General features: G+C 69.9%; 20 protein-coding genes. 11 read left to right on the top strand and 9 right to left on the bottom strand.

What is annotated here, in order from left to right; translation table 11 throughout:
* Positions 1 to 117: 117 nt before the first annotated feature.
* Positions 118 to 1,056, bottom strand: a complete 939-nt coding sequence (locus NHG85_RS13030) for a LysR family transcriptional regulator (protein ID WP_253333035.1) — start codon at positions 1,054 to 1,056, stop codon at positions 118 to 120.
* 134 nt (positions 1,057 to 1,190) lie between these two features.
* On the opposite strand from NHG85_RS13030, the gene araD1 reads away from it, so the two are divergent.
* From araD1 to NHG85_RS13010, 4 genes are read left to right on the top strand one after another with little or no spacing between them, the layout of a single operon-like run.
* Complete coding sequence (gene araD1 / locus NHG85_RS13025) at positions 1,191 to 2,174, top strand: AraD1 family protein (protein ID WP_253333033.1); 984 nt, start codon at positions 1,191 to 1,193, stop codon at positions 2,172 to 2,174.
* A 10-nt stretch (positions 2,175 to 2,184) separates the two neighbouring features.
* A complete protein-coding gene (gene araD / locus NHG85_RS13020) occupies positions 2,185 to 3,927 on the top strand; it encodes an L-arabinonate dehydratase (RefSeq protein WP_253333031.1) in 1,743 nt (580 codons plus the stop codon).
* Positions 3,927 to 4,856, top strand: coding sequence for a Gfo/Idh/MocA family protein (locus NHG85_RS13015; protein WP_253333030.1), 930 nt, complete (start codon positions 3,927 to 3,929; stop codon positions 4,854 to 4,856). Before araD ends, NHG85_RS13015 begins: the two co-directional genes overlap by 1 nt.
* Positions 4,857 to 4,867: 11 nt before the next feature.
* A complete protein-coding gene (locus NHG85_RS13010; protein ID WP_253333028.1) occupies positions 4,868 to 6,364 on the top strand; it encodes an aldehyde dehydrogenase (NADP(+)) in 1,497 nt (498 codons plus the stop codon).
* 48 nt (positions 6,365 to 6,412) lie between these two features.
* On the opposite strand, the gene NHG85_RS13005 is transcribed toward NHG85_RS13010, so the two are convergent.
* On the bottom strand, positions 6,413 to 7,021 hold the full coding sequence (locus NHG85_RS13005; protein WP_253333026.1) for a response regulator transcription factor: 609 nt from the start codon (positions 7,019 to 7,021) through the stop codon (positions 6,413 to 6,415).
* A 239-nt stretch (positions 7,022 to 7,260) separates the two neighbouring features.
* Between NHG85_RS13005 and NHG85_RS13000 the strand changes: the two genes are divergently transcribed.
* Positions 7,261 to 7,758 carry a putative pterin-binding protein gene (locus NHG85_RS13000; RefSeq protein WP_253333024.1) on the top strand — a complete coding sequence of 166 codons (498 nt, stop codon included), beginning with the start codon at positions 7,261 to 7,263 and terminating at the stop codon, positions 7,756 to 7,758.
* A 10-nt stretch (positions 7,759 to 7,768) separates the two neighbouring features.
* Positions 7,769 to 10,378 carry a hybrid sensor histidine kinase/response regulator gene (locus NHG85_RS12995; RefSeq protein WP_253333022.1) on the top strand — a complete coding sequence of 870 codons (2,610 nt, stop codon included), beginning with the start codon at positions 7,769 to 7,771 and terminating at the stop codon, positions 10,376 to 10,378.
* 30 nt (positions 10,379 to 10,408) lie between these two features.
* Here the strand turns inward: NHG85_RS12995 and NHG85_RS12990 are convergent, their stop codons facing one another.
* Positions 10,409 to 11,203, bottom strand: a complete 795-nt coding sequence (locus tag NHG85_RS12990) for a lytic murein transglycosylase (protein ID WP_253333020.1) — start codon at positions 11,201 to 11,203, stop codon at positions 10,409 to 10,411.
* 101 nt (positions 11,204 to 11,304) lie between these two features.
* On the opposite strand from NHG85_RS12990, the gene NHG85_RS12985 reads away from it, so the two are divergent.
* Positions 11,305 to 12,402 (top strand): S1C family serine protease, encoded by a 1,098-nt coding sequence (locus NHG85_RS12985; protein ID WP_253333018.1) that lies wholly within the window; start codon positions 11,305 to 11,307, stop codon positions 12,400 to 12,402.
* Positions 12,403 to 12,458: 56 nt separating this feature from the next.
* Here NHG85_RS12985 and metG read toward each other — a convergent pair whose 3' ends face one another.
* A complete protein-coding gene (metG, locus tag NHG85_RS12980; protein WP_253333016.1) occupies positions 12,459 to 14,171 on the bottom strand; it encodes a methionine--tRNA ligase in 1,713 nt (570 codons plus the stop codon).
* Positions 14,172 to 14,325: 154 nt separating this feature from the next.
* On the opposite strand from metG, the gene NHG85_RS12975 reads away from it, so the two are divergent.
* From NHG85_RS12975 to NHG85_RS12965, 3 genes are all read left to right on the top strand, one after another.
* A complete protein-coding gene (locus tag NHG85_RS12975; RefSeq protein WP_253333015.1) occupies positions 14,326 to 15,366 on the top strand; it encodes an aldo/keto reductase in 1,041 nt (346 codons plus the stop codon).
* Positions 15,367 to 15,462: 96 nt separating this feature from the next.
* Positions 15,463 to 16,002 (top strand): lipocalin family protein, encoded by a 540-nt coding sequence (locus tag NHG85_RS12970; RefSeq protein WP_253333013.1) that lies wholly within the window; start codon positions 15,463 to 15,465, stop codon positions 16,000 to 16,002.
* A gap of 3 nt (positions 16,003 to 16,005) precedes the next feature.
* Complete coding sequence (locus NHG85_RS12965; RefSeq protein WP_253333011.1) at positions 16,006 to 17,508, top strand: carnitine 3-dehydrogenase; 1,503 nt, start codon at positions 16,006 to 16,008, stop codon at positions 17,506 to 17,508.
* 10 nt (positions 17,509 to 17,518) lie between these two features.
* On the opposite strand, the gene NHG85_RS12960 is transcribed toward NHG85_RS12965, so the two are convergent.
* The 5 genes from NHG85_RS12960 to NHG85_RS12940 form a co-directional block, all read right to left on the bottom strand.
* Positions 17,519 to 18,166: an NUDIX hydrolase gene (locus NHG85_RS12960; RefSeq protein ID WP_253333008.1), complete on the bottom strand. Its 648-nt coding sequence runs from the start codon at positions 18,164 to 18,166 to the stop codon at positions 17,519 to 17,521.
* Positions 18,166 to 18,567 (bottom strand): DUF983 domain-containing protein, encoded by a 402-nt coding sequence (locus tag NHG85_RS12955; RefSeq protein ID WP_253333006.1) that lies wholly within the window; start codon positions 18,565 to 18,567, stop codon positions 18,166 to 18,168. Before NHG85_RS12955 ends, NHG85_RS12960 begins: the two co-directional genes overlap by 1 nt.
* 197 nt (positions 18,568 to 18,764) lie before the next feature.
* Complete coding sequence (locus tag NHG85_RS12950; protein WP_253333004.1) at positions 18,765 to 19,337, bottom strand: fasciclin domain-containing protein; 573 nt, start codon at positions 19,335 to 19,337, stop codon at positions 18,765 to 18,767.
* 93 nt (positions 19,338 to 19,430) lie between these two features.
* Positions 19,431 to 20,138 carry an HAD family hydrolase gene (locus NHG85_RS12945; protein WP_253333002.1) on the bottom strand — a complete coding sequence of 236 codons (708 nt, stop codon included), beginning with the start codon at positions 20,136 to 20,138 and terminating at the stop codon, positions 19,431 to 19,433.
* Positions 20,135 to 20,413 (bottom strand): DUF3572 domain-containing protein, encoded by a 279-nt coding sequence (locus tag NHG85_RS12940; protein ID WP_253333000.1) that lies wholly within the window; start codon positions 20,411 to 20,413, stop codon positions 20,135 to 20,137. Before NHG85_RS12940 ends, NHG85_RS12945 begins: the two co-directional genes overlap by 4 nt.
* A 149-nt stretch (positions 20,414 to 20,562) precedes the next feature.
* Here NHG85_RS12940 and NHG85_RS12935 point away from each other — a divergent pair.
* The coding region (locus NHG85_RS12935) for a response regulator (RefSeq protein WP_370363024.1) at positions 20,563 to 21,239 on the top strand (677 nt) is incomplete at its 3' end.

Below are 21,239 nucleotides of genomic sequence, written 5' to 3'. Positions count from 1 at the left end.
GGCGGCCGCGGCTGGTCACGGCCCGGCGGCGGGCGAGCTATCCCGAGGGCTACGAGATCGCGGCGCTGGGCACCTGGCCCGCCGCGCGGCCCGGGGCCTGCCCTCGGAGCGGGGCGCTCAGCCGGGAAGATCGCGGGTCAGCAGCGCGCTGAAGCGCCGCAGGGCCATGGTGGGCGCCGCCTCCTTGCGGGTCATCAGCCCGTAGGGCGCGACCGACAGGCCGAGATCCAGCGGCAGCATCGTGCAGGCCTCCGTCGCGAACTCCGAAGCCACCGCGCGGGCCAGCGGGGCGATGGCGTTGCTGCGCTGCACCAGCGCCAGTGTCAGCAGCACCGACGAGGTGGTGACCCGGCGCATGGGCGCGCGCAGGCCGCGCCGGGCGAGCTGGTCGATCACCGTGTCGTGCAGGATCGTGCCCGCCTCGGGCAGCACCCAGTCATGCTCCATCAGCGCCTCGGGCGCGGGCGACGCCTGGGCGAGCAGCCGGTGCCCGCGCCGGACCACGAGCGCCACCGGCTCCTCGCCGATGGGTCGCAGGTCGAACAGCTCGGGCGGATGATCGCGCGGCAGGCGGGCAAGGGCGAGATCGATCCGCCCCTCGGCCAGCGCCTCGCCCAGCACCTCGGAATTGGCGATCTCGACGTGAACGCGCAGCCCCGGCATTTCCAGCCGGGCGCTGCGCAGCGCGGGCAGCACGCGCTCCATGGCCGCCCCCGTCACCGCACCCACCCGCAGGTCGCCCGAGAGCCCGCCGCTTATTTCGCCCAGCTCGCGCTCGGCATCCGACAGCTCGTTGAGCACCCGCCGGGCCCGCTGCGCCAGCGCCCGGCCTTCCGGGGTAAGGCGGATGCCGCGCCCATCGCGCATGCGCAGGGCGCAGCCGGTGATCCGCTCGGCCTCGGACAAGAGCCGCGAGGCGGCGGGTTGCGCGATGCCCAGCGTCGCGGCCGCGGCGCCCAGCCCTTCGTCATGGTTGAGCAAGGCAAGCAGCCGCAGATGGCTGAGCTTGAGGCCGCGGCGCAGGAAGGTCTCGGCCATGCATACCCGTTTCGTCATGAGATGATCACGACCGATTATTTGAATGATATGGGCGGGCTTGCCAAGCTCCGCGCGAACCGGGGGCAGGGTGGCGCGGGGCGGATGGCCTCGGTGCTGCCCGACGCTGTCAGACCGTTCGGGGGGTGGAAGCCATGCTGTTGTCGCAGATCAGGACCGAAACCGGCACCGCCGTCGTGGCGCGCGACGGGACGGAGGCGGCCATCGTCGAGGGCGCCACCTCGACCTATGCGCTGGCCTGCGAGGCGATCGAGACCGGGCGCGGCATCGCCCAAGTGATCGCCGCGCATGGGCTGGGGGCGGCGGTCGATCTGGTGGGGCTCGCCGCCGAGGGCCGCCTCATGCTGCCGATCCATCACCCTGATCCGGGTCACATGCACCTGACCGGCACCGGGCTGACGCATCTGGGGTCGGCGGCGACGCGCGATGCGATGCACACAGAGGCCACGCCCGAGACCATGACCGACAGCATGAAGATGTTCCGCATGGGGGTCGAGGGCGGCAGGCCCGAGGTGGGCGGCATCGGCGCGCAGCCCGAATGGTTCTACAAGGGGACCGGCCATTCCGCCGTCGGCCCCGGCGATCCGCTCGTCTCGCCCGGTTTCGCCGAGGATGGCGGCGAGGAGCCCGAGATCGCGGGGATCTACCTCATCGGCCCGGACGGCCAGCCCGCCCGCGTCGGCTGGGCGCTGGCCAACGAGTTCTCGGACCACGTAACCGAGCGGGTGAACTACCTGTGGCTCGCGCATTCCAAGCTGCGCCCGGCGAGCTTCGGCCCCGAGATCCTCGTGGGCGCGCTGCCCGACGACATCCGCGGCACCAGCCGCATCCGCCGCGACGGCGCGGTGATCTGGGAAAAGCCTTTCCTCGCGGGGGAAGCGAACATGTCGCACAGCTTCGCCAACCTCGAACATCACCACTTCAAATACGACATCTTCCGCCAGCCCGGCGATCTGCACCTTCACATGTTCGGCACCGCGACGCTGAGCTTCGGCGACGGCATCCGCACCCAGTCGGGCGATGTTTTCGAAATCGAGGCCGCGCCCTTCGGCCTGCCGCTGCTCAACCCGCTCGCGCAGGCCCCCGACCGGGGCATGGCGCGCGTCACCTCCCTTTGAAAGACATGACATGAGCTTCACCCCCGCCCCCTGGCCCCGCAAGCTGCGTTCGCAGGAATGGTTCGGCGGCACGTCCAAGGACGCGATCTATCACCGCAGCTGGATGAAGAACCAAGGCCTGCCCGCCGACCTTTTCGATGGGCGGCCCGTGGTCGGCATCTGCAACACATGGTCCGAGCTGACGCCCTGCAATGCGCATCTGCGCGATCTCGCCGAGCGGGTGAAGTTCGGCATCTACGAGGCGGGCGGTCTGCCGGTCGAGTTCCCGGTGTTCAGCCCGTCCGAGTCCACCCTGCGCCCCACGGCGATGATGTATCGCAACCTGTGTGCCATGGATGTCGAGGAGGCGATCCGCGGCAAATGCATGGACGGCGTCGTGCTGCTCGCGGGCTGCGACAAGACCACGCCCGCGCTCTTGATGGGCGCGGCGAGCGTCGATCTCCCGGCGATCCTCGTCTCCGGCGGGCCGATGCTCAACGGGCATTTCAGGGGCGAGAAGGTCGGCTCTGGCACGCATCTGTGGCGCTTTTCCGAAGCGGTGAAGGCGGGCGAGATGACGGCGGAGGAATTCGTCGAGGCCGAGGCCTCGATGTCGCGCTCGCCGGGCTCGTGCAACACCATGGGCACGGCAAGCACCATGGCGAGCATGGCCGAGGCGCTCGGCATGGCGCTGTCTGGTAACGCCGCGATCCCGGCGGTCGACAGCCGCCGCCGGGTCATGGCGCATCTCACGGGTCGGCGCATCGTCGACATGGTCAAGGATGACCTGAAACCCTCGGACATCATGACCAAGCCCGCCTTCGAGAACGCGATCCGCACCAATGCCGCGATCGGTGGTTCGACCAACGCGGTGATCCACCTGCTCGCCATCGCCGGGCGCGTCGGCCTCGATCTGACGCTCGACGACTGGGACCGCTGCGGCCGCGACGTGCCGACGGTGGTGAACCTGATGCCCTCGGGCAAGCACCTCATGGAGGAGTTCTTCTACGCGGGCGGCCTGCCTGTCGTCCTCAAGCGGCTGGGCGAGGCGGGGCTGTTGCACCGCGAGGCGCTCACCGTGTCGGGCGGCACGATCTGGGACGAGGTGCGCGAGGTGCGCAACTGGAACGAGGACGTGATCCTTCCCGTCGAGAAGGCGCTGGCCAAGTCGGGCGGCATCGCGGTCCTGAAGGGCAACCTCGCGCCTCTGGGCGCGGTGCTCAAGCCCTCGGCGGCAACGCCGTCGTTGATGCAGCACCGGGGCCGCGCGGTCGTGTTCGAGGACATCGACGACTACAAGGCGCGCATCAATGACGAGGATCTCGACATCGACGAGAGCTGCGTGATGGTGCTCAAGAACTGCGGCCCGCGCGGCTATCCGGGCATGGCCGAGGTCGGCAACATGGGCCTGCCGCCGAAGATCCTGCGTAAAGGCATCACCGACATGGTGCGCATCTCGGACGCCCGCATGTCGGGCACGGCCTATGGCACGGTCGTGCTGCACACCTCGCCCGAGACGGCGCGGGGCGGGCCGCTGGCGGTGGTGCGGTCGGGCGACATGATCGAGCTCGACGTCGCCGCGCGCCGCCTGCATCTCGACATCTCGGACGAGGAGCTCGCCGCCCGCCTTGCGGATTGGACACCGCACACGCAAGCCCCGGCCTCGGGTTATGCCAGCCTCTACCACGAGCGGGTGATGGGACCGGAGACGGGGGCCGATTTCGATTTCCTCGTCGGCTGCCGCGGCAGCGCGGTCGGAAAGGAGAGCCACTGATGGCTTACGGCACCAGCCCGCGCAGGATCGCCCTCGTCGGCATCGGCAAGATCGCCCGCGATCAGCACGTGCCGGCCCTGCAGGCGAGCTCCGAGTGGGACCTCGCCGCGACGGTGAGCCGGTCGGGCTCGATCGAAGGTGTCGAGGCGCACGACGATTTCGACGGTTTTCTCGAAGCGCGGCCCGACATCGAGGTGATCTCGCTCTGTCTGCCGCCCCAGCCGCGCTTCGACTACGCGAAGAAGGCGCTTCTGGCGCGGCGGCACGTGATGCTCGAAAAACCGCCCGGCCAGACGCTGGCCGAGGTGCATGAGCTGCAGCGGATCGCCGAAAAACAGGGCGTCACGCTCTTTGCCAGCTGGCACAGTCGCATGGCGGCGGGCGTCGCGGCGGCAAAATCGCGGCTGGTCGAACGGGTGGTGCAGAGCCTGCGCATCACCTGGAAGGAGGACGTGCGCAAGTGGCACCCCGGCCAGGACTGGGTCTTTGCCCCCGGCGGCATGGGGGTGATGGACCCGGGCATCAACGCGTTGTCGATCCTGACGGAGATCCTGCCGGAGCCGGTGCATCTGACCGCCGCCGAGCTGGAGTTTCCCGAGAACCGCGACACGCCGATCGCCGCCCGGCTCGAGTTCAGCGGCAATGTCAGCGCCGAGTTCGACTGGCGCCAGGAGGGGCCGCAGACATGGGACATCGAGATCGAGACGAACAAGGGGCCGCTGGCGCTGCGCGAGGGCGGGGCGCGGCTCTATGTGGATGGCAGCGAGCAGAAGCTGCTTGACCATCCGGGCGAATACCCTTCGCTCTATGCACGCATGGCGGATCTGGTCGGGCGCGGCGCAAGCGACGTCGATCTCGCGCCGATGATCCATGTGGCCGATGCCATGACGCTTGGGCGGCGGGTGACCGCGGCCCCGTTCGAATTTTGAGAGGAAACGACATGACCGGAGCCCATCTCATCGCGGGTGAAACCGTCACGGACGGCGACAGCTTCGCCTCCACCCCGGCCAGCGGCGCGCCGCGCGACTACCCCAAGGGGACGCCCGCGCTGATCGACCGGGCGGTGCGCGCCGCCGAAGAGGCCTTTGCCGCCTTCGCCGCCACCACGCGCGAGGCGCGCGCCACGCTGCTGGAGACGATGGCCGAGCGGATCGACGCGCGCGGCGAGGAGATCACCGCCATCGGCACCGCCGAGACCGGCCTGCCCGAGGCCCGTCTGACCGGCGAGCGCGGCCGCACCTGCGGCCAGCTGCGGCTGTTCGCGAGCCACATTCGCGACGGCGCCTATCTCGACCGGCGCCACGACACCGCGCTGCCCGACCGGGCGCCGCTGCCGCGCCCCGACCTGCGGATGATCCAGCGCCCCCTGGGCCCTGTGGGCGTGTTCGGTGCCTCGAACTTTCCGCTCGCCTTCTCGGTGGCGGGCGGCGACACGGCTTCGGCGCTCGCCGCCGGCTGCCCGGTGGTGGTGAAGGGCCATCCCGGCCATCCGGGCACCAGCCAGATCGTGGCCGAGGCCATCGCCGATGCGGTGTCGGCCTGCGGCCTGCCCGGCGGGATCTTCTCGATGGTGCATGACGGCGGGCTCGAGGTCGGCCGCGCGCTGGTCGAGCATCCGCTGATCAAGGCGGTGGGCTTCACCGGCTCGCTCAAGGGCGGGCGGGCGCTCTACGATCTTTGCGCCGCGCGGCCCGAGCCGATCCCCTTCTTCGGGGAACTGGGCTCGATCAACCCGGTCTTCTGCCTGCCCGGCGCGATGGAGACCCGCGCCGAGGCGATCGGCCGCGACTGGGCCGCTTCGCTCACCATGGGCGCGGGGCAGTTCTGCACCAATCCCGGTGTCGTCTTCGTCACCGAAGGGTCGCAGGCCGAGGCGATGGTCGCGGCGGTGGCCGAGGCCATGGGGGCGAGCGCGCCGCAGGTGATGCTGACCGACGGCATCGCGCGCGCCTTTCACGAGGGCGCCGAGCGCATGGCGCGCTCTGCCAGAAAGAGCTTCGGCGAGGTCTGCGAGGGCCGCAGCGCGACGCCATGGCTGATCGAAACCGATCTCGCCGCCTGGGAGGCGAACGAGGATCTGGCCGACGAGGTGTTCGGCCCGCTCGGCGTGGTGGTGCGCGTGCCCGAGCCCGGGGACATGATCCGCGCCGCCGCTGGGCTGCACGGTCAGCTCACTGCGACGCTGCAGATGGAGGAGGGCGACACCGATCTGGGCCGCGCGCTGATGCCGCATCTGGAGCGCAAGGCGGGGCGCATTCTCGTCAACGGCTATCCCACCGGGGTCGAGGTGGCCGATGCGATGGTGCATGGCGGGCCTTACCCGGCCTCGACCAACTTCGGCGCCACCTCGGTCGGCACGCTGGCGATCCGCCGCTTCCTGCGCCCGGTGAGCTATCAGAACATGCCGCAGGCGCTTTTGCCCGAAGACCTGCGCTGAGCCAACGCCCTCGGGGTCCGGTCGCCCGTCGCGGCCGGGCCCCGGGGGTCAGACCATTTCCTGATCGCGGGCCAGCATCGCCGCCTGGGTGCGGTTCTTGGCGCCCATCTTGCGGCACAGCGTCTTGACGTGCAGCTTGACCGTCACCTCCTGGATGTCGTGGTCGAGCGCGATCTCCTTGTTCGACTTGCCCTTGCTGATGCCCTCGAGCACCTGCCGCTCGCGCGGGGTGAGCTGCGACATCGCCGGGTTCAGCGCCTCCTTGGCGGTCATGAAATCGACCGGGACATAGGTCTCGCCCATCACCATGAACTTCACCGCATTGGCCATCGAGCGCGCCGACATGGTCTTGGGCAGGAAGCCCGCCGCGCCGGCGGCGAGCGCCTCCTCGGCGACGCTCTTGTCGGCGCTGCCGGAAATGAGCGCCACCGGGTTGCCGCCGCTGACCTCGAGCGCTGCCTTGAGCCCCTCGAGCCCCTTCATGCCCGGCATGCGGTAATCGAGCAGCACCAGCTCGAACGGGCCGTTGGTGGTGATCTGCGTCATCGCGGCGTCGAAGCTGGCGCTTTGCGTCGCCTTCATGCCGCAATCGCGTTCGAGATAGGCGGCCATCATTTCGCGTACCAGGTCGTGGTCGTCTGCGATCAGGATACGCATGTTCAGTCCTCTCGGTGTCGTCGTGCCGTGGCTCCATGTCGAAACCCCGGATCATGATAGCAGAATGGATAGACCGGGAAACGGTCGATTCCATGGCCTTCCGCGGGCCGGAACGGTCATTCGTACCGAACTGGGGCAGTGACGTCACGATATGCGCCTTCGTGGCGAAGGAGGTTGGTCTTCGTCGCCCTCATCGTGCATTCTGCCGCAAGGTGACGGGCAAGCAGCGAGGCCTTGAGATGAAAGCGACCCTGAGATGCGCCATGGCGGCATTGATGTTCTCGCAGGCCATGCCGGCCCGGGCCGAGATGACGCCGGGGATGCTCTCGGTCGGGCGCGAAGGCGAGGCGCTGGTGGTGCTCGATCTCGATGACCTCGACGCCCTGCCGCAAACCGACTTCGAGACGGCGACGATCTGGACCGACGAGATCCAGTTCTTTTCCGGGGTGCCGGTGGCGGCGCTTCTGGACCATGCGGGCCTGCCGGATGCGATCGGCCGGGAGGGCGGGGTGCTGAGGCTGGTCGCGCTGAACGACTACAAGGTCGAGATCCCGCTCGACGAGATCACGCCCGAACAGCCGATCATCGCCACCCGCATCGACGGCGAGACGGTCTCGGTCCGCGACAAGGGGCCCTACTGGCTGGTCTACCCCTACGATCTCGATGCGCGCTACCGCCGCGAGGAGATCTACCATCGCAGCATCTGGCAGTTGGCGCAGATGATCGTGGTGGAGTGAGCGCGCGGCGATGAGGCCGGGCGGGACGCATGGCACGGCCCGGCGGCGGCGGCTCAACATCCGCACCGGGCTCGGGATCGCCGCGGCGATCGTTCTGACGATGGTGCTGTCGCTGGGCTGGATGCTGGGCCGTCAGATCCACATGCTCGACAGCGCCTGGACCGACAACACCCAGTGGACCCTGGCGCAGCTCGAGCTTGAGAACGCGATCTTCGCGCGCGATGTCATGGCCGAGGTCGCGAGCGACACGCCGGACATCGACGGGTTGAAGCTGCGTTTCGACATCATGGTGAGCCGCCTGGGACTGGTGCGCAGCGGCGAGATCGGGCGGTCGCTGCGCGAAGACCCCGAGGTGCCGAGGCTGCTGGCCCAAATCGACGCCTATGTCGAGGAGGTCGACCGGCTGCTCGCCGGTGAGGTCGACCGGGCGGCGCTGCGGGAGGTCTATGCGGCGACGCTGGACGTGCAGGCGCACAAGCGCGACCTGTCGCTCAACGGTCTGAACGTCCTGGCCGAGGAGGCCGAGGCCCATCGCCACGAGGTGCGCCGGCAGGCCGAGTTCACCGCGCTTGCGGGCGGGCTGCTGCTGATCCTGCTCGGCGCATTGCTGCGGCTCATCGACGTGCAGCGCCGCCGGGTGATGGAGCGCGACCGGGTGCTGTCGCAGACCGCCGATCGGCTGGCCTCGGTGATCGGATCCTCGCTCGATGCGATCGTCGTGGCCGATCACGAGGGCACCATCACCGAGTTCAACCCGGCGGCCGAGGAGATCTTCGGCTGGCGCAAGGAGGAGGTGCTGGGCCGCCCGGTCTTCGAGACCATCGTGCCGGCCGACAGGCGCGAAGCCTTCGCCGAGCGGATCCGCAACTTCATCAGGCTGGGCAAGGGCGAGCTGATCGGCGCGGGGCGGCTCGAGCTCGCCGCGCAGCGCCGCAACGGCGAGGTGTTCCCGACCGAGGCCGTCCTGACCAGTGTCGACGGGCCGAAGGGGCCGGTCTTCATCGGCTACCTGCGCGACATCACCGACCTCAAGGCCAGCCAGAGCCGGCTGATCGACGCGCGCGACGCCGCGGAGCGGGCCGACAGGGCCAAATCGCGCTTCCTGGCGGTCATGAGCCACGAGATGCGCACCCCGCTCAACGGCATCATGGGGGTTCTCGACCTTCTGGAAACCACCGATCTGACCGCGGACCAGCGCCGGAAGGTCGGCGTCGCCCTGGCCTCGGCCGAGATCCTTCTGCAGCTCGTCAACGAATCGCTCGACATCACCCGCATCGAGACGGGCGAGGAAAAGGTCGAGACCATGCCCTTCTCGCCCGGCCCGATGCTGCAGCGGCTGCTGTCGGTGCTGCGCCCGCTGGCCGCCGAAAAGGACCTGCCGCTCGAGCTGGAGGCCGATGAGGCGGACCTGGGATCGTGGTACGAGGGCGATCCGAACCGTGTCGCCCAGGTGGTCACCAACCTGATCGGCAACGCGATTAAGTTCACCGAGCGCGGGTCGATCACGGTGAAGCTGGCGCTTGAAGCCGGGGGGGTCGACATCGAGGTGCGCGACACCGGCATCGGCATCTCGCCGCAGGACATCGAGAAGGTCTTTGCCGAATTCGTGAGCCGGGCGCGCCCCGAGGGGCGGCAGGGCCGCAGCGACGGGCTGGGCCTGGCCATCTCGCGCCGGCTGGCGCGGCTGATGGGCGGCGACATCACGGTCCGGAGCAGCCCCGGCAAGGGCAGCGTCTTCCGGTTGAACCTGCCGCTGCAGCGCGTGCCGCCGCCGCTCGACACGCCCGAACCCGCCGCGATCGTTCCGGTCACCCCGGCGGCGCGGCTCTCGATCCTCGTGGTCGAGGACAACGCCGTCAATCGCATGGTGCTGCGCGGCATGCTGCAGAAGTTCGGCCACGCGGTAAGCGAGGCCCAGAACGGGCAGATGGGGGTGGAGCGGTTGAAGGCGGAGGCATTCGACCTGGTGCTGATGGATTTCGAGATGCCGGTCATGGGCGGGATCGACGCCACCCGCGCCATCCGCGAGACGCTTCCCGCCGACCGGCAGCCGCCGATCATCGGCCTGACCGCCCATGGGTCGGTCGGCGCGCGCGCCGCCGGTCTGGGGGCGGGCATGTCGGAGGTCTATGCCAAGCCGCTGCGCCTGCCGGTGCTGCGCCGCCTGCTGGCCGGCTTCGAAGGCGTCGCCGATACGCCGGACGCGAAAGGGGGCCTTGCCGCGCCCGTGCCGGCGCAGCTGTCGCCGGCAGAGACCGACGAGGGGCTGATCGACATCGACGATTTCGACGAGATGGCCGAGATGCTGGGGGTCGGGCAGCTTGCCCACGCGCTCGAGCGGTTCGAGGCGGAATGGCACGAGGCGGCGCCCCGGCTCATCGGCGAGGCCCCGGTCGAGGACAGCGTCGCGGCGCTGGCCCACAAGCTGCGCGGCGGGGCGGCGATGCTCGCCATGAGCAAGCCGGTCGAAACGCTGGGAGAGATGGAACGCCGCGCGCCCGCGCTGTTCAAGCGCGACGAGGTCGGCCTGCTCAATTGCCAAGTCACGCGCACGCTTGCCTTGGCGCGCCGGCGCCTCGACATGCTGTCGGCCGAAGCGGTCGAGGCGGCCGGGTCCTGACCGGCCGCCAGTCGCACGTGATGCGCAGGGTCAGCCTTCGATCCGCGCCGCCATCAGCGCGATCGCCTTCTGGTAGACGCCCGCGGCGTTCCATTCCTGGATCACCCGGAAGTTGGGCTGCCCCTCCTGGAAGCCCGCGCCCGGCTGCCAGCCCTTCTGGCGCAGGTAGTTGGCGGTCGAGGCCATGGCGTCGGTCAGGTTGGTGAGGTCCACCCGGCCATCGCCATTGCCGTCCACGCCGTAGCGCAGGATGTTGCCGGGCAGGAACTGGGTATGCCCCAGCTCGCCATGCATCGCGCCGATCGAATTGGGCGAAACCGCGCCGCGATCCACGAGCTGCAGCGCCGCCAGCGCGTGGCGCGAGAAGAACTCCGAGCGGCGGCAGTCATAGGCCAGCGTCGAGATCGCGGAGAGCACGTTGGAATCGCCCATGAAGCCGCCGAAGCCGGTCTCCATGCCATGGATCGCGATCAGCACCCCCGCGGGCACGCCGTACTGGTTTTCGAGGCCCTGCCAGAAGCCGGGGTTGGCGGCGAGTTTCTGGCGGCCCTGCGCCACGATGGTATCGGCGCCGCGCACCTGCATGAACTTGTCGAGCGAGTAGTTGAAGCTCTTCTGGTTGCGGTCGGCATTGATGGTGCGCTGGGCATAGCTGGTGTTGGCCAGCGCGTTCAGCCCGGCCTGGCCCACGCCCTGCGCGGCGGCCTCGGCGGCGAATTCCTGCTTCCAGCGGTCGAAGCCCGAGGCGTCGTTGCCGCAGGTGGCGGCGGCGGCGGAACCCGCGCCGAGGCCCAGCGCGAGAAGGGTGGAAAGCACGTGTTTCAAGAGATAACTCCCGTAAGATGACAAGGGCCGCCGGGCGGCCGGGGTTTTCGCTCCATCTAGCCCGGGCCGATGCAGCGGCAACGTGAAGGGGAGAGACGATCATGCGCGCCAGCCTCGCGGGAGCGGCTCTCGCCTTGATGCTCATCGCGGCCTTTCTGGCCGGGCGTCACGCCGCTCCGCCTGAGGCTGCGGCGCCTGCGCCATTGCCGCCGGGCCCGGCCAGCCTCGAGCCGGAGGAATCGCGCACCATCGCGGTGTTTCGCGCCGCGCGCGACAGCGTCGTGGCGATCACCACCTCGGCCCGGGTGGTCGATCCCTTCACCCGCCGGGCGGGCGAGCGTCGCCTGGGCTCGGGCTCGGGCTTCCTGTGGGACGATGCGGGCCATGTCGTCACCAATGACCACGTGATCAGCGAGGCGAGCCGCGCCACGGTGCAGCTCGCCGATGGCCGCTCGCTCCAGGCGCGGGTGGTGGGCCGCGATCCCAGCCATGATCTCGCGGTGCTGCGCATCGCGGCAGATGACCTGCCCGGTCCGCTGCCCCGCCCCGCGCCGGGGCGGGGCGCGCTCGAGGTGGGGCAGTCGGTGCTGGCGATCGGCAATCCCTTCGGGCTCGACTGGACCCTGACCACGGGCATCGTCTCGGCGCTCGACCGCGACCTGCCGGGCGACCGGGGCCGCACGATCCGCGGGCTGATCCAGACCGACGCCGCGATCAACCCGGGCAATTCCGGCGGGCCGCTGCTTGATGCGCGCGGGCGGCTGGTGGGCGTCAACACGGCGATCTTTTCGCCCTCTGGTGCGAGCGCGGGGATCGGCTTTGCCGTGCCGGTCTCCACGGTGGCGCGGGTGGTGCCGCAGCTGATCGAGACCGGGCGCTACAGCCCGCCCTCGCTGGGGCTGGGGTTTGACGCGCGGATCAACGCGGCGGTGAACCGGCAGGGCCTCGCTGGCGCCCTCGTGCTCGAGGTCGCACCGGGCTCGGAGGCCGCGCGCAAGGGCATCGCGCCCGCCCGCGTGGCGCGCGGGCGACTGGTGCCGGGCGACGTGGTGGTGGCGCTCGATGGTGCGGCGGTGACCGGGCTCGACGATCTTCTGGCGCTGGTCGACCGGCACCGGGCAGGAGAGACCGTCACGCTGACCCTGTCGCGCAATGGCCGCAGCCGTGAGGTCACGCTCGAATTGCGGGCCGGAGGCTAGCCGCGCGGCGCGGCGATCCAGCCCCCAAGCGCGCCGGGCCGCGATTTTTCGCGTGTTCAGTCCCGCTTGCCTGCGAAACGGGCCTGCCAGTCTTCGCGCTCCTCGTCGGTGATCTTGCGGAAGGTCACCTCGGGGACCGTGAAGCCGTGGCCCGCGGGCAGGCTCGCCAGCGCCTGCGCCACGTCGCCGGGCCAGGCGTCGTCCTCGGTCTTCATCGCCTCCATGAGCTGGGCGGAGGCGTCGGGGATGAAGGGGGCCGAGAGCACCGCGTAGAAGCGGATCAGGTTGAGCGCGAGACGGATCTGCATCGCCGCCGTCTCGGGCTCGGTCTTGAAGCTGGCCCAGGGGGCCGCGTCCTGCAGGTATTCGTTGCCCGCCACCCAGATGCCGCGCAGCTCCATCGCTGCCTTGCGCACCTCGATCGCGTCCATGTGGCCCTCGTAGGCGCGCAGCCGGCGTTCGAGATCGGCGATCAACGCCTCTTCGCGCTCGCCGTAAGCCCCGCCCTCCGGCACCTCCTCGCCGAACTTGGAGCGGCAGAACTTGGTGACGCGGCTGACGAAGTTGCCAAGCACGTCGGCCAGATCCTTGTTCACCGATTGCTGGAAGTTCTCCCAGGTGAACTCTGCATCCGAGCTTTCGGGCGCGTGGGACAAAAGCCACCAGCGCCAGTAATCGGCGGGCAGCACCTCGAGCGCCTGATCCATGAACACGCCGCGGCCGCGGCTGGTCGAGAACTGGCCGCCATCGTAGTTCAGATAGTTGAACGACTTGATGTAATCGACGAGCTTCCACGGCTCGCCCGAGCCGAGGATGGTGGCCGGGAAGCTCAGCGTGTGGAACGGCACGTTGTCCTTGCCCATGAACTGGGTGTAGCGCACGTCGTCTGCGCCCTTGTCGGTGCGCCACCAGCGCTCCCAGTCCTCGCCCTTGCCGGCATCGACCCATTCCTGCGCGCAGGCGATGTATTCGATCGGCGCGTCGAACCAGACGTAGAAGACCTTGCCCTCCATGCCGGGCCAGTCGGCTTCGCCCTTCTTCACCGGGATGCCCCAGTCGAGGTCGCGGGTGATGCCCCGGTCCTGCAGCCCGTCGCCGTCGTTGAGCCATTTCTTGGCGATCGAGGTGGTCAGGATCGGCCAATCACCCTTGGAGTCGATCCATTCCTGCAACTGGCCGCGCATGCCGCTTTGCTTGAGGTAGAGGTGCTTGGTCTCGCGCGGCTCGAGGTCGGTCGAGCCCGAGATCACCGAGCGCGGCTCGATCAGGTCCACGGGGTCGAGCTGCTTGGTGCAATTGTCGCACTGGTCGCCGCGGGCGCTCTCGAAGCCGCAGTTGGGGCAGGTGCCCTCGATGTAGCGGTCGGGCAGGTAGCGGCCGTCGGTCTTGGAGTAGATCTGCGTCTCGACCCGCTCCTCGATCAGCCCCGCCGCGTCGAGCCGCGCCGCGAAATGCTGCGTCAGCCTGTGGTTCTGCGGGCTCGACGAGCGGCCGAAGTGATCGAAGGAAAGCCGGAAGCCGCGCGCGATCTCGGCCTGGGTCTCGTGCATCTCGGCGCAATATTCGGCGACGGGCTTGCCGGCCTTGGCGGCGGCAAGCTCGGCAGGGGTGCCGTGCTCGTCGGTGGCGCAGAGGAACATGACCTCGTGGCCGCGCCCGCGCTGGTAGCGCGCGAAGAGGTCGGCGGGCAGCTGGCTGCCCACCAGGTTGCCCAGATGCTTGATCCCGTTGATGTAGGGGATGGCCGAGGTGATGAGATGCCGTGCCATGCTGCTGGTGTCCTTCGCTGCGTCCGGGGCCCCGTGTAGCGATCCCGCCCGGCATAGGCCAGTGGGCGCGCGCGCTTGCCGAGCGGGGCGGCGCGCTCTACCTCTGCGCCTCGAGCCGGGCCGCGCGCCCGGCACGAGGACAGAAAGGCCCGACATGAAGAAGATCCCCCTTGGCCGCAGCGGCATCGAGGTCAGCGAATGGTGCTTGGGCACGATGACCTATGGCAGCCAGACGCCGCAGGACGACGCGCATCGCCAGCTCGACATGGCGCTGGAGGCGGGGATCGATTTCCTCGACGCCGCCGAGATGTATCCCGTCAACCCGGTCAAGGCCGAGACGGTGGGCCGCACCGAGGAGATCATCGGCAACTGGATCGAGAAGAGCGGCAAGCGCGACGCCTACACGATCGCCACCAAGGCCTCGGGCCCCAACGGCGGCTTCGTGCGCGACGGCAAGGGCTATGACGGCGGCAACATCCGCGAGATCGTCGAAGGCTCGCTGAAGCGTCTCAAGACCGACGTCATCGACCTCTACCAGCTGCATTGGCCCGAGCGCGGCCACTACCATTTCCGCCAGTACTGGAACTACGACCCCTCCGGGCAGGACCCGGCCCGCACCCGCGATCACATGGACGGGGTGCTGGCCACGCTCAAGGATCTGGTGGCCGAGGGCAAGATCCGCGCCTTCGGCCTGTCGAACGAGACCGCCTGGGGCACAACGCGCTGGATCGACCGGGCAGAGGCGCAGGGCGGGCCGCGCGTGGCCTCGATCCAGAACGAGTATTCGCTTCTGTCGCGGCTGCACGACACCGACCTCGCCGAGGTAAGCGTCAACGAGGACGTGCTGCTCCTGTCTTATTCGCCGCTCGCCTGCGGCTATCTCACCGGCAAGTACCAAGATGGCGTGCCCGAGGGCTCGCGGCTGTGGATCAACGGCAATCTGGGCGGGCGCAAGACCGACCGGGTGATCGGCGCGACACAGGCCTATCTCGACATCGCCGAAAAGCACGGCCTCGACCCGGTGCACATGGCGCTGGCCTGGCAGCGCACGCGGCCCTTCCCGGTCTGCCCGATCTTTGGCGCGAGCAACGCCGAGCAGCTGGAGCGCATCCTCGCGGGGCGCGAGGTGGTGGTCTCGGACGAGGTCGTGGCCGAGATCGACGCGGCGCACAAGCGGCACCCGATGCCCTATTGAGGCGACGGCGGAGCGCGTGCCAGACTTCGCGCTCCGCATCCCGCCCGCCCGGCGCGGCATCGGCTGCGGATACCATGCGACAACCCGGAGGATCCCGTGACCGCCATCGCCTCCCTGCGGCGCACGCGCGCCGCGATGCCCGCCCTCGCGGCGCTGCTGTGGCTCGCCGCCTGCGGCACGGCAAAGGCGCCCGATCCGGTGGCCGGCCCCGTGCCCGCCTTCCGCGACACGGCCGCGCCGATCGCTTCGAGCCTGCGCGGGGCGGCGTCGGATCTGAACGGCGACTGGGTGATCGCGGCCGCCTATCCCGGCGGCCCGGTCCGGGCGGGGACACGCATGACGCTCGATCTCGACGCCGAAGGCGGCATGGCGCGGATTTCGGAAGATGGCGCGGCGCGGCTGGTGCCGGTGACCGCGCAAGGGCGCGGCCGCTACGAGGCGGACGGGATACCGTGGTGGCTGCTTTGGACCGATGACGGCTTTCGCACCGCCGCGATCGGCGCGCCCGACGGGACGCATGGCTGGATCATGCACCGCCCCGGACAGGCCGCGGCGGACCGGACGCGCGCGGCGCGCGAGATGCTCGATTTCAACGGATACGACACCGGCGCGCTTGAGGCCGCCACGGGAGGCTGAACCATGGTGGCATCGGGGGCGAGAACGGCGGCGGTGGTCGGTGGCGGGGTGATCGGCGGCGGCTGGGCCGCGCGCGTCGCGCTGATGGGCTGGAAGGTGCGCATCCACGACACCGACAAGGACGCACCTTCCCGGATCGAGGCGGTGATGGCGCGCGCCCGCGCCGCCATGCCGGGGCTGTGGGACGTGGCGCTGCCCGAGGAGGGGGAGGTCAGCTTTCACGACGATCTCACGGAGGCGGTGACGGGCGCGGAATGGATCCAGGAGAGCGTGCCCGAGCGGCTCGATCTCAAGCGCGAGATCTACGCCGAAATCCAGGCCGCCTGCACCGAGGGCGCGATCATCGGCTCCTCCACCTCCGGCTTTCGCCCCTCTGAGCTGGCCGAGGGCGCAGCCAGGCCCGGCCAGATCATCGTCGCCCATCCCTTCGACCCGGTCTATCTTCTGCCGCTGGTCGAGGTGGTCACCGGGCCGGGCACGGGCGATGCGCGGATCGAGCGCATCCGCACTACGCTGCGCGACATCGGCAGCCACCCGCTGTTTCTGCGCCGCGAGATCGACGCGCATGTCGCCGACCGGCTGCTCGAAGCGGTCTGGCGCGAGGCGCTGTGGCTGGTGTCCGACGGCGTGGCCGAAACCGCCGAGATCGACGACGCGATCCGCTATGGCTTCGGGCTGCGCTGGGCGCAGATGGGGCTGTTCGAAAGCTACCGCATCGCCAATGGCGAGGCGGGAATGCGGCAGGCGCTGTCGCAATCGGGCGTGGCGCTCAAGGGGCCGTGGAGCAAGCTGACCGACGTGCCCGAGATGACCGAGGAGCTGGTCGAGACCATCGCCGGGCAATCCGACGCCCAGTCGGGCCGGCGCCCGGTCGAAGAGCTGGCGCAGATCCGCGACGCCAACCTCGTGGCGGTGCTGCGCGGGCTAAAGGCGCGCGACTGGGGGGCGGGGCGGCTTCTCAACGCGACCGATCGGCGGATCGGCGGCGCGCCCCAGGGGCTCGACGCGATGTCGCTCACCGCGCCGCTGCCGACGGGCGCGCGCGCCGTGCCGCTCGACTGGAGCGATCACAACGGTCACATGACCGAGCATCGCTACCTGCAGGCCTTCGGTGATGCGACCGACCGCTTTCTCGCGCTGGTCGGCTGCGACGCGGAGTACATCGCCTGCGGCCAAAGCTTCTTCACCGCCGAGACCCATGTCCGGCATCTGGCGGAGGTGCGCGCGGGCGGACAGATCACGATCGACACGCAGCTTCTGCTGGCCGAGGGACGCCGCGCGCGGATCTTTCACCGGATGTGGGAATCCTCGCGACTGGTGGCCACGGCGGAGCACATGCTGGTGCATGTCGATCTCCAAAGCCGCCGCGCCGCCGCGCCGCCATCCGATCTGCAGGAGCGGCTGGGCCGCGTGGCCAAGGCGCATGCCCACCTGCCCGCCCCCGAGGGGGCGGGGGCCGCGGTCGGGCGGCCGATCGCGCACAAGGGCGCCGAAGAGGCAAAATGAGCCTGCCGGGTCAGAACGGCGCGTTCTGCTCCATGGTGCCATGAAAGAATGGCACCGGGCGCGTGGGATCGGGGTCGTCCAGCCGCGCACATAGCTCGCGCAGCGCCAGCTGCGTGATCCGCGGCAGGTCGAGCGCGCCGATGCGCGCCAGAGGCACCCAGTGCAGATGCGCCAGCTCGTCCTCCGCGCGGGCGAAATCGTCGGGATCGCTGGCCAGGCGCTCCGCCGGGGCAAGGAAGAACCGCGCGTCGAAGCGGCGCGGCTGGCCCGGCGGCGTCACCGCCCGGAACACCGGCACGAGGGCGGCGGCATCGGGGCGGTGGCCGCTGCGCGCGAAGCCGCGCCAGCCGCGGGGCGCATCGGGCCAATGGGCCGCCCGGCCCAGGATCTGGCCCGTCTCTTCCCACAGCTCGCGAATGGCGCAGGCGGCCAGCGGCCCGGCCTTGTCGCCGAACCGGGCGGCATGATGGGCAGGCAACGGCGCGGCGAAGGGCACGGTCGCATCCACCGGATCGAGCGCGCCGCCCGGGAACACGTATTTCGACGGCATGAAGGCTGCGCGCGCGCCGCGCCGCCCCATCAGCACCGACGGGCCCTGCGGCGTCTCGCGCAGCAGGATCAGCGTTGCCGCATCGCGGATCGGCGCGGGGCCCGGCATCACTGCGCCTTGCCGAAACCGTGCATCCGCCGCGCCCATTGAATGCCCACGACCACGCCCTTGAGCCGGGGCAGAAGATAGAGCGACAGCGCCACCGCCGCCACGGTCAGCACCGTGGCCATGACCAGCGGATCGGGGCGGAACCGGGTGAAGCCCACATGGATCACCGGGGCCAGCAGATGCCCGACGATCAGGATCGTCAGATAGGCCGGGCCGTCGTCGGCACGGTGATGGCACAGCTCCTCGCGGCAGACCGGGCAGCGATCGACCACCTTGAGATAGCCCTGGAACAGGCCGCCTTCGCCGCAGTTCGGGCAGCGCCTGCGAAAGCCGCGCAGCATCGCGGGCCGCGACGGGCGATCGTCGGATTCGGCGTCTGGCTGGTGGGCGGGCTCGCTCATCCGGGGCTCCTCGGGTGGTGGCGTCTGCCCTTCACATGCGCGCTTCGCGGCAATTTTGAAAGACCGTGCGTCCGGGTTGCGGCGCGATGCCGCGCGTCGGCAAAGCGGGACGGCAGGCACAAGTCGGCCCGCCGCGCGATGCGCGACGGGCCCGTGGCCGGAACGTGAGTGGAAGAACCGGCCGTCCTTGGGAGGGCTTACTCGACCGCGGGCAGCAGCACGCCGTCGATCACGTGGATCACGCCGTTCGACTGCTTGACGTCGGCCACGGTGACAGTGGCGGTGCGGTCCTGGCCATCGGTGATCATGATGGTGCCGTCTTCGCCTTCCGACACGGTGAAGGTGCAGCCGCCCACGGTCTCGACCTCGTGCATGCCGCCGTCATCCGCGATCATGCCGGAGATCGCGTCCGACATCGCGTTGGCCGCGACGACGTGGCAGGTCAGCACCTCGGTCAGGCGGTCCTTGTTCTCGGGCAGGAGCAGCTCCTCGACCGACCCCTCGGGCAGGGCGGCGAAGGCGTCGTTGGTCGGCGCGAAGACGGTGAAGGGGCCTTCGCCCGACAGCGTCTCGACGAGGCCCGCGGCCTTCACGGCTGCGACGAGCGTGGTGTGATCGGCCGAGTTCACCGCGTTCTCGACGATGTTCTTCTCGGGGAACATGGCGGCGCCGCCGACCATCGGGTTGCCGGTCTCGGCATGGGTTTCGGCCAGAGCGACCGTGGAGGTAAGGGCAATGGCGGTGCCGGCGAAGAGGGTCTTGAGCTTCATGATGTCGTCTCCCTGACATGATCGGAAGGCGTGTTCGCCTTCCGTGATGCCATCAGACACGACGAAGAAAGAGGGCCGGTTGCAGGGTAGGCATCACGCCTTCGTGATGTCCTCGCCGTCGAGCCAGCCGGGCAGCGCGCCGATGTCCTCGAGCACGAGATCGGCATGGGGCGCCAGCGTCTCGCGCCGCGCGATGCCGCTCAACACGGCGATGGCGGTCATCCCGGCGGCGCGGGCGGCGTGCAGGTCGTGCAGGCTGTCGCCGATCATCGCACAATCGGCCGGGGCGCACCCGAAGGCCGCCGCGCAGGCCAGAAGCTGGCCCGGCGCGGGCTTGCCGCCAAAGCCGCTGTCGGCCCCGGCCACGAAGCCGAAGGTCGCGCCGAGCCCCGCCGCGCCGAGATGGGCCCGCGCGGGGGTCTCGGAATCGTTGGTCACGAGACCCAGCGCCAGCCCCCGCGCCGCGAGATCCTCGAACAGGGGGGCGAGCGGCACCGCGGGCACCTGCGGCGCCCGCGCGGCCTGCGCGTTCATCCGCGCGATCAGCGCCGCGCGGTCCTGCCCTGGCAAAAGCGGCAGCATCCGGTCGGCGATCTCACCGGGCGTGGCGGCGATGACGATGCTGTCGGGCGAGAAGCGCCCGGCCTGCATGTCGTATCCCAAGGCTGCGGCGAGCGCATGGGCCAGCCCCGCGTCGCCGCCTGCCTCGGTCTCGATCATCCCGCGCGACCACTCGCCCCAGGTGGCGTGGAAGTCGAACAGCGTGCCGTCCTTGTCGAAGATCAGCGCGGCGGGGCTCATGTCCAATGCATGCGGGACGGCCCCGCCAGCACCAGCATGGCGAGATGCGGCTCGTCGTAGCCATAGCCCGCCGTGTCGCAAAAGGCGGTGACCCATTCGTCGTCATTGGTCAGGAATTCGAGCACGGAGGCCTGGAAGTCGGGCTCCGCTGCCCGGTCGCGCAGATCCTCGGCGGCGGCGCCCGTGGCGCCGAGGAACACCGGCCACAATTCGTCGTTTCCCGCCAGCCAGCCCAGCGCCCCCAGCGCGATCATTTCGGCACGTTCCCGCTTCATCCTTGTCTCCCGCCTGACCCGTGAAAGCATTTGTTAACTATTCTTGACGACCCTTGAAACCGGGAGTGGGCACAAGTCTTAATTCGTCATTGGCTGTCTTTCGATCGGATGGCCGGTCGGAGGGCGTGGGCCCGAACAAGGACATCTGCATGTCGGGTCGCATCCTTATCGTCGATCATGCCGGAGCGGAACGGGTTCTCGACGAGGGCGCGCTCGGGGCCGTCGGATTTGACTGCCGTCATTGCGACGGATTCGAGGCGGCGCTGGCGCGTCTGCCTGATCCGGCGCTCGATCTCATCTTCCTGTCCATCGGTGCCGAAGCACCCGCGGGGATCGGGCCGGTGCTGACCTTTCTCGCCCGGCTGCGCACCGGGGCGGAGGGCGCGCGGCTTCCGGTCATCATCTCCTTGCAGCTGCCTGGCACGGAGCAGCGCCTCGCCCTGCTGGAGGCGGGGGCAGACGAGGTGATGGTGCCGCCGGTGCCGACCGTGCTGCTGCAGGCGCGGCTGCGCAACCTGCTGCGCGCGCGCGACACCGAGACCGAGCTGGCGCGCCGCGAGGCGACCCATCAGGCGCTGGGGTTTTCCGAGGCGGCGGCAGGCTTTGCGCCGCGCCAGCGCATCGCTGTCATCTCCCCGCATGACGGCACGGGCGCGATCGCGCGCTGCGGCCTGCCGGGCCCGCTGCGGCATGTGGATCCGAAGGCCTTCTTCGCGGCGGCCGATCACGAAGAGGATCTCTTCGTCATCGACGGCGCGGCGCCGGGGCGCGCGGCGCTCCCGGCGCGCGAGCTGTACCGGATCGTCGCCGAGCTGCGCAGCCGGTC

It is taken from the genome of Limimaricola litoreus, assembly GCF_024159025.1.
GTDB lineage: Bacteria > Pseudomonadota > Alphaproteobacteria > Rhodobacterales > Rhodobacteraceae > Limimaricola > Limimaricola litoreus.
This window is presented reverse-complemented; position numbering and strand designations above follow the sequence as displayed.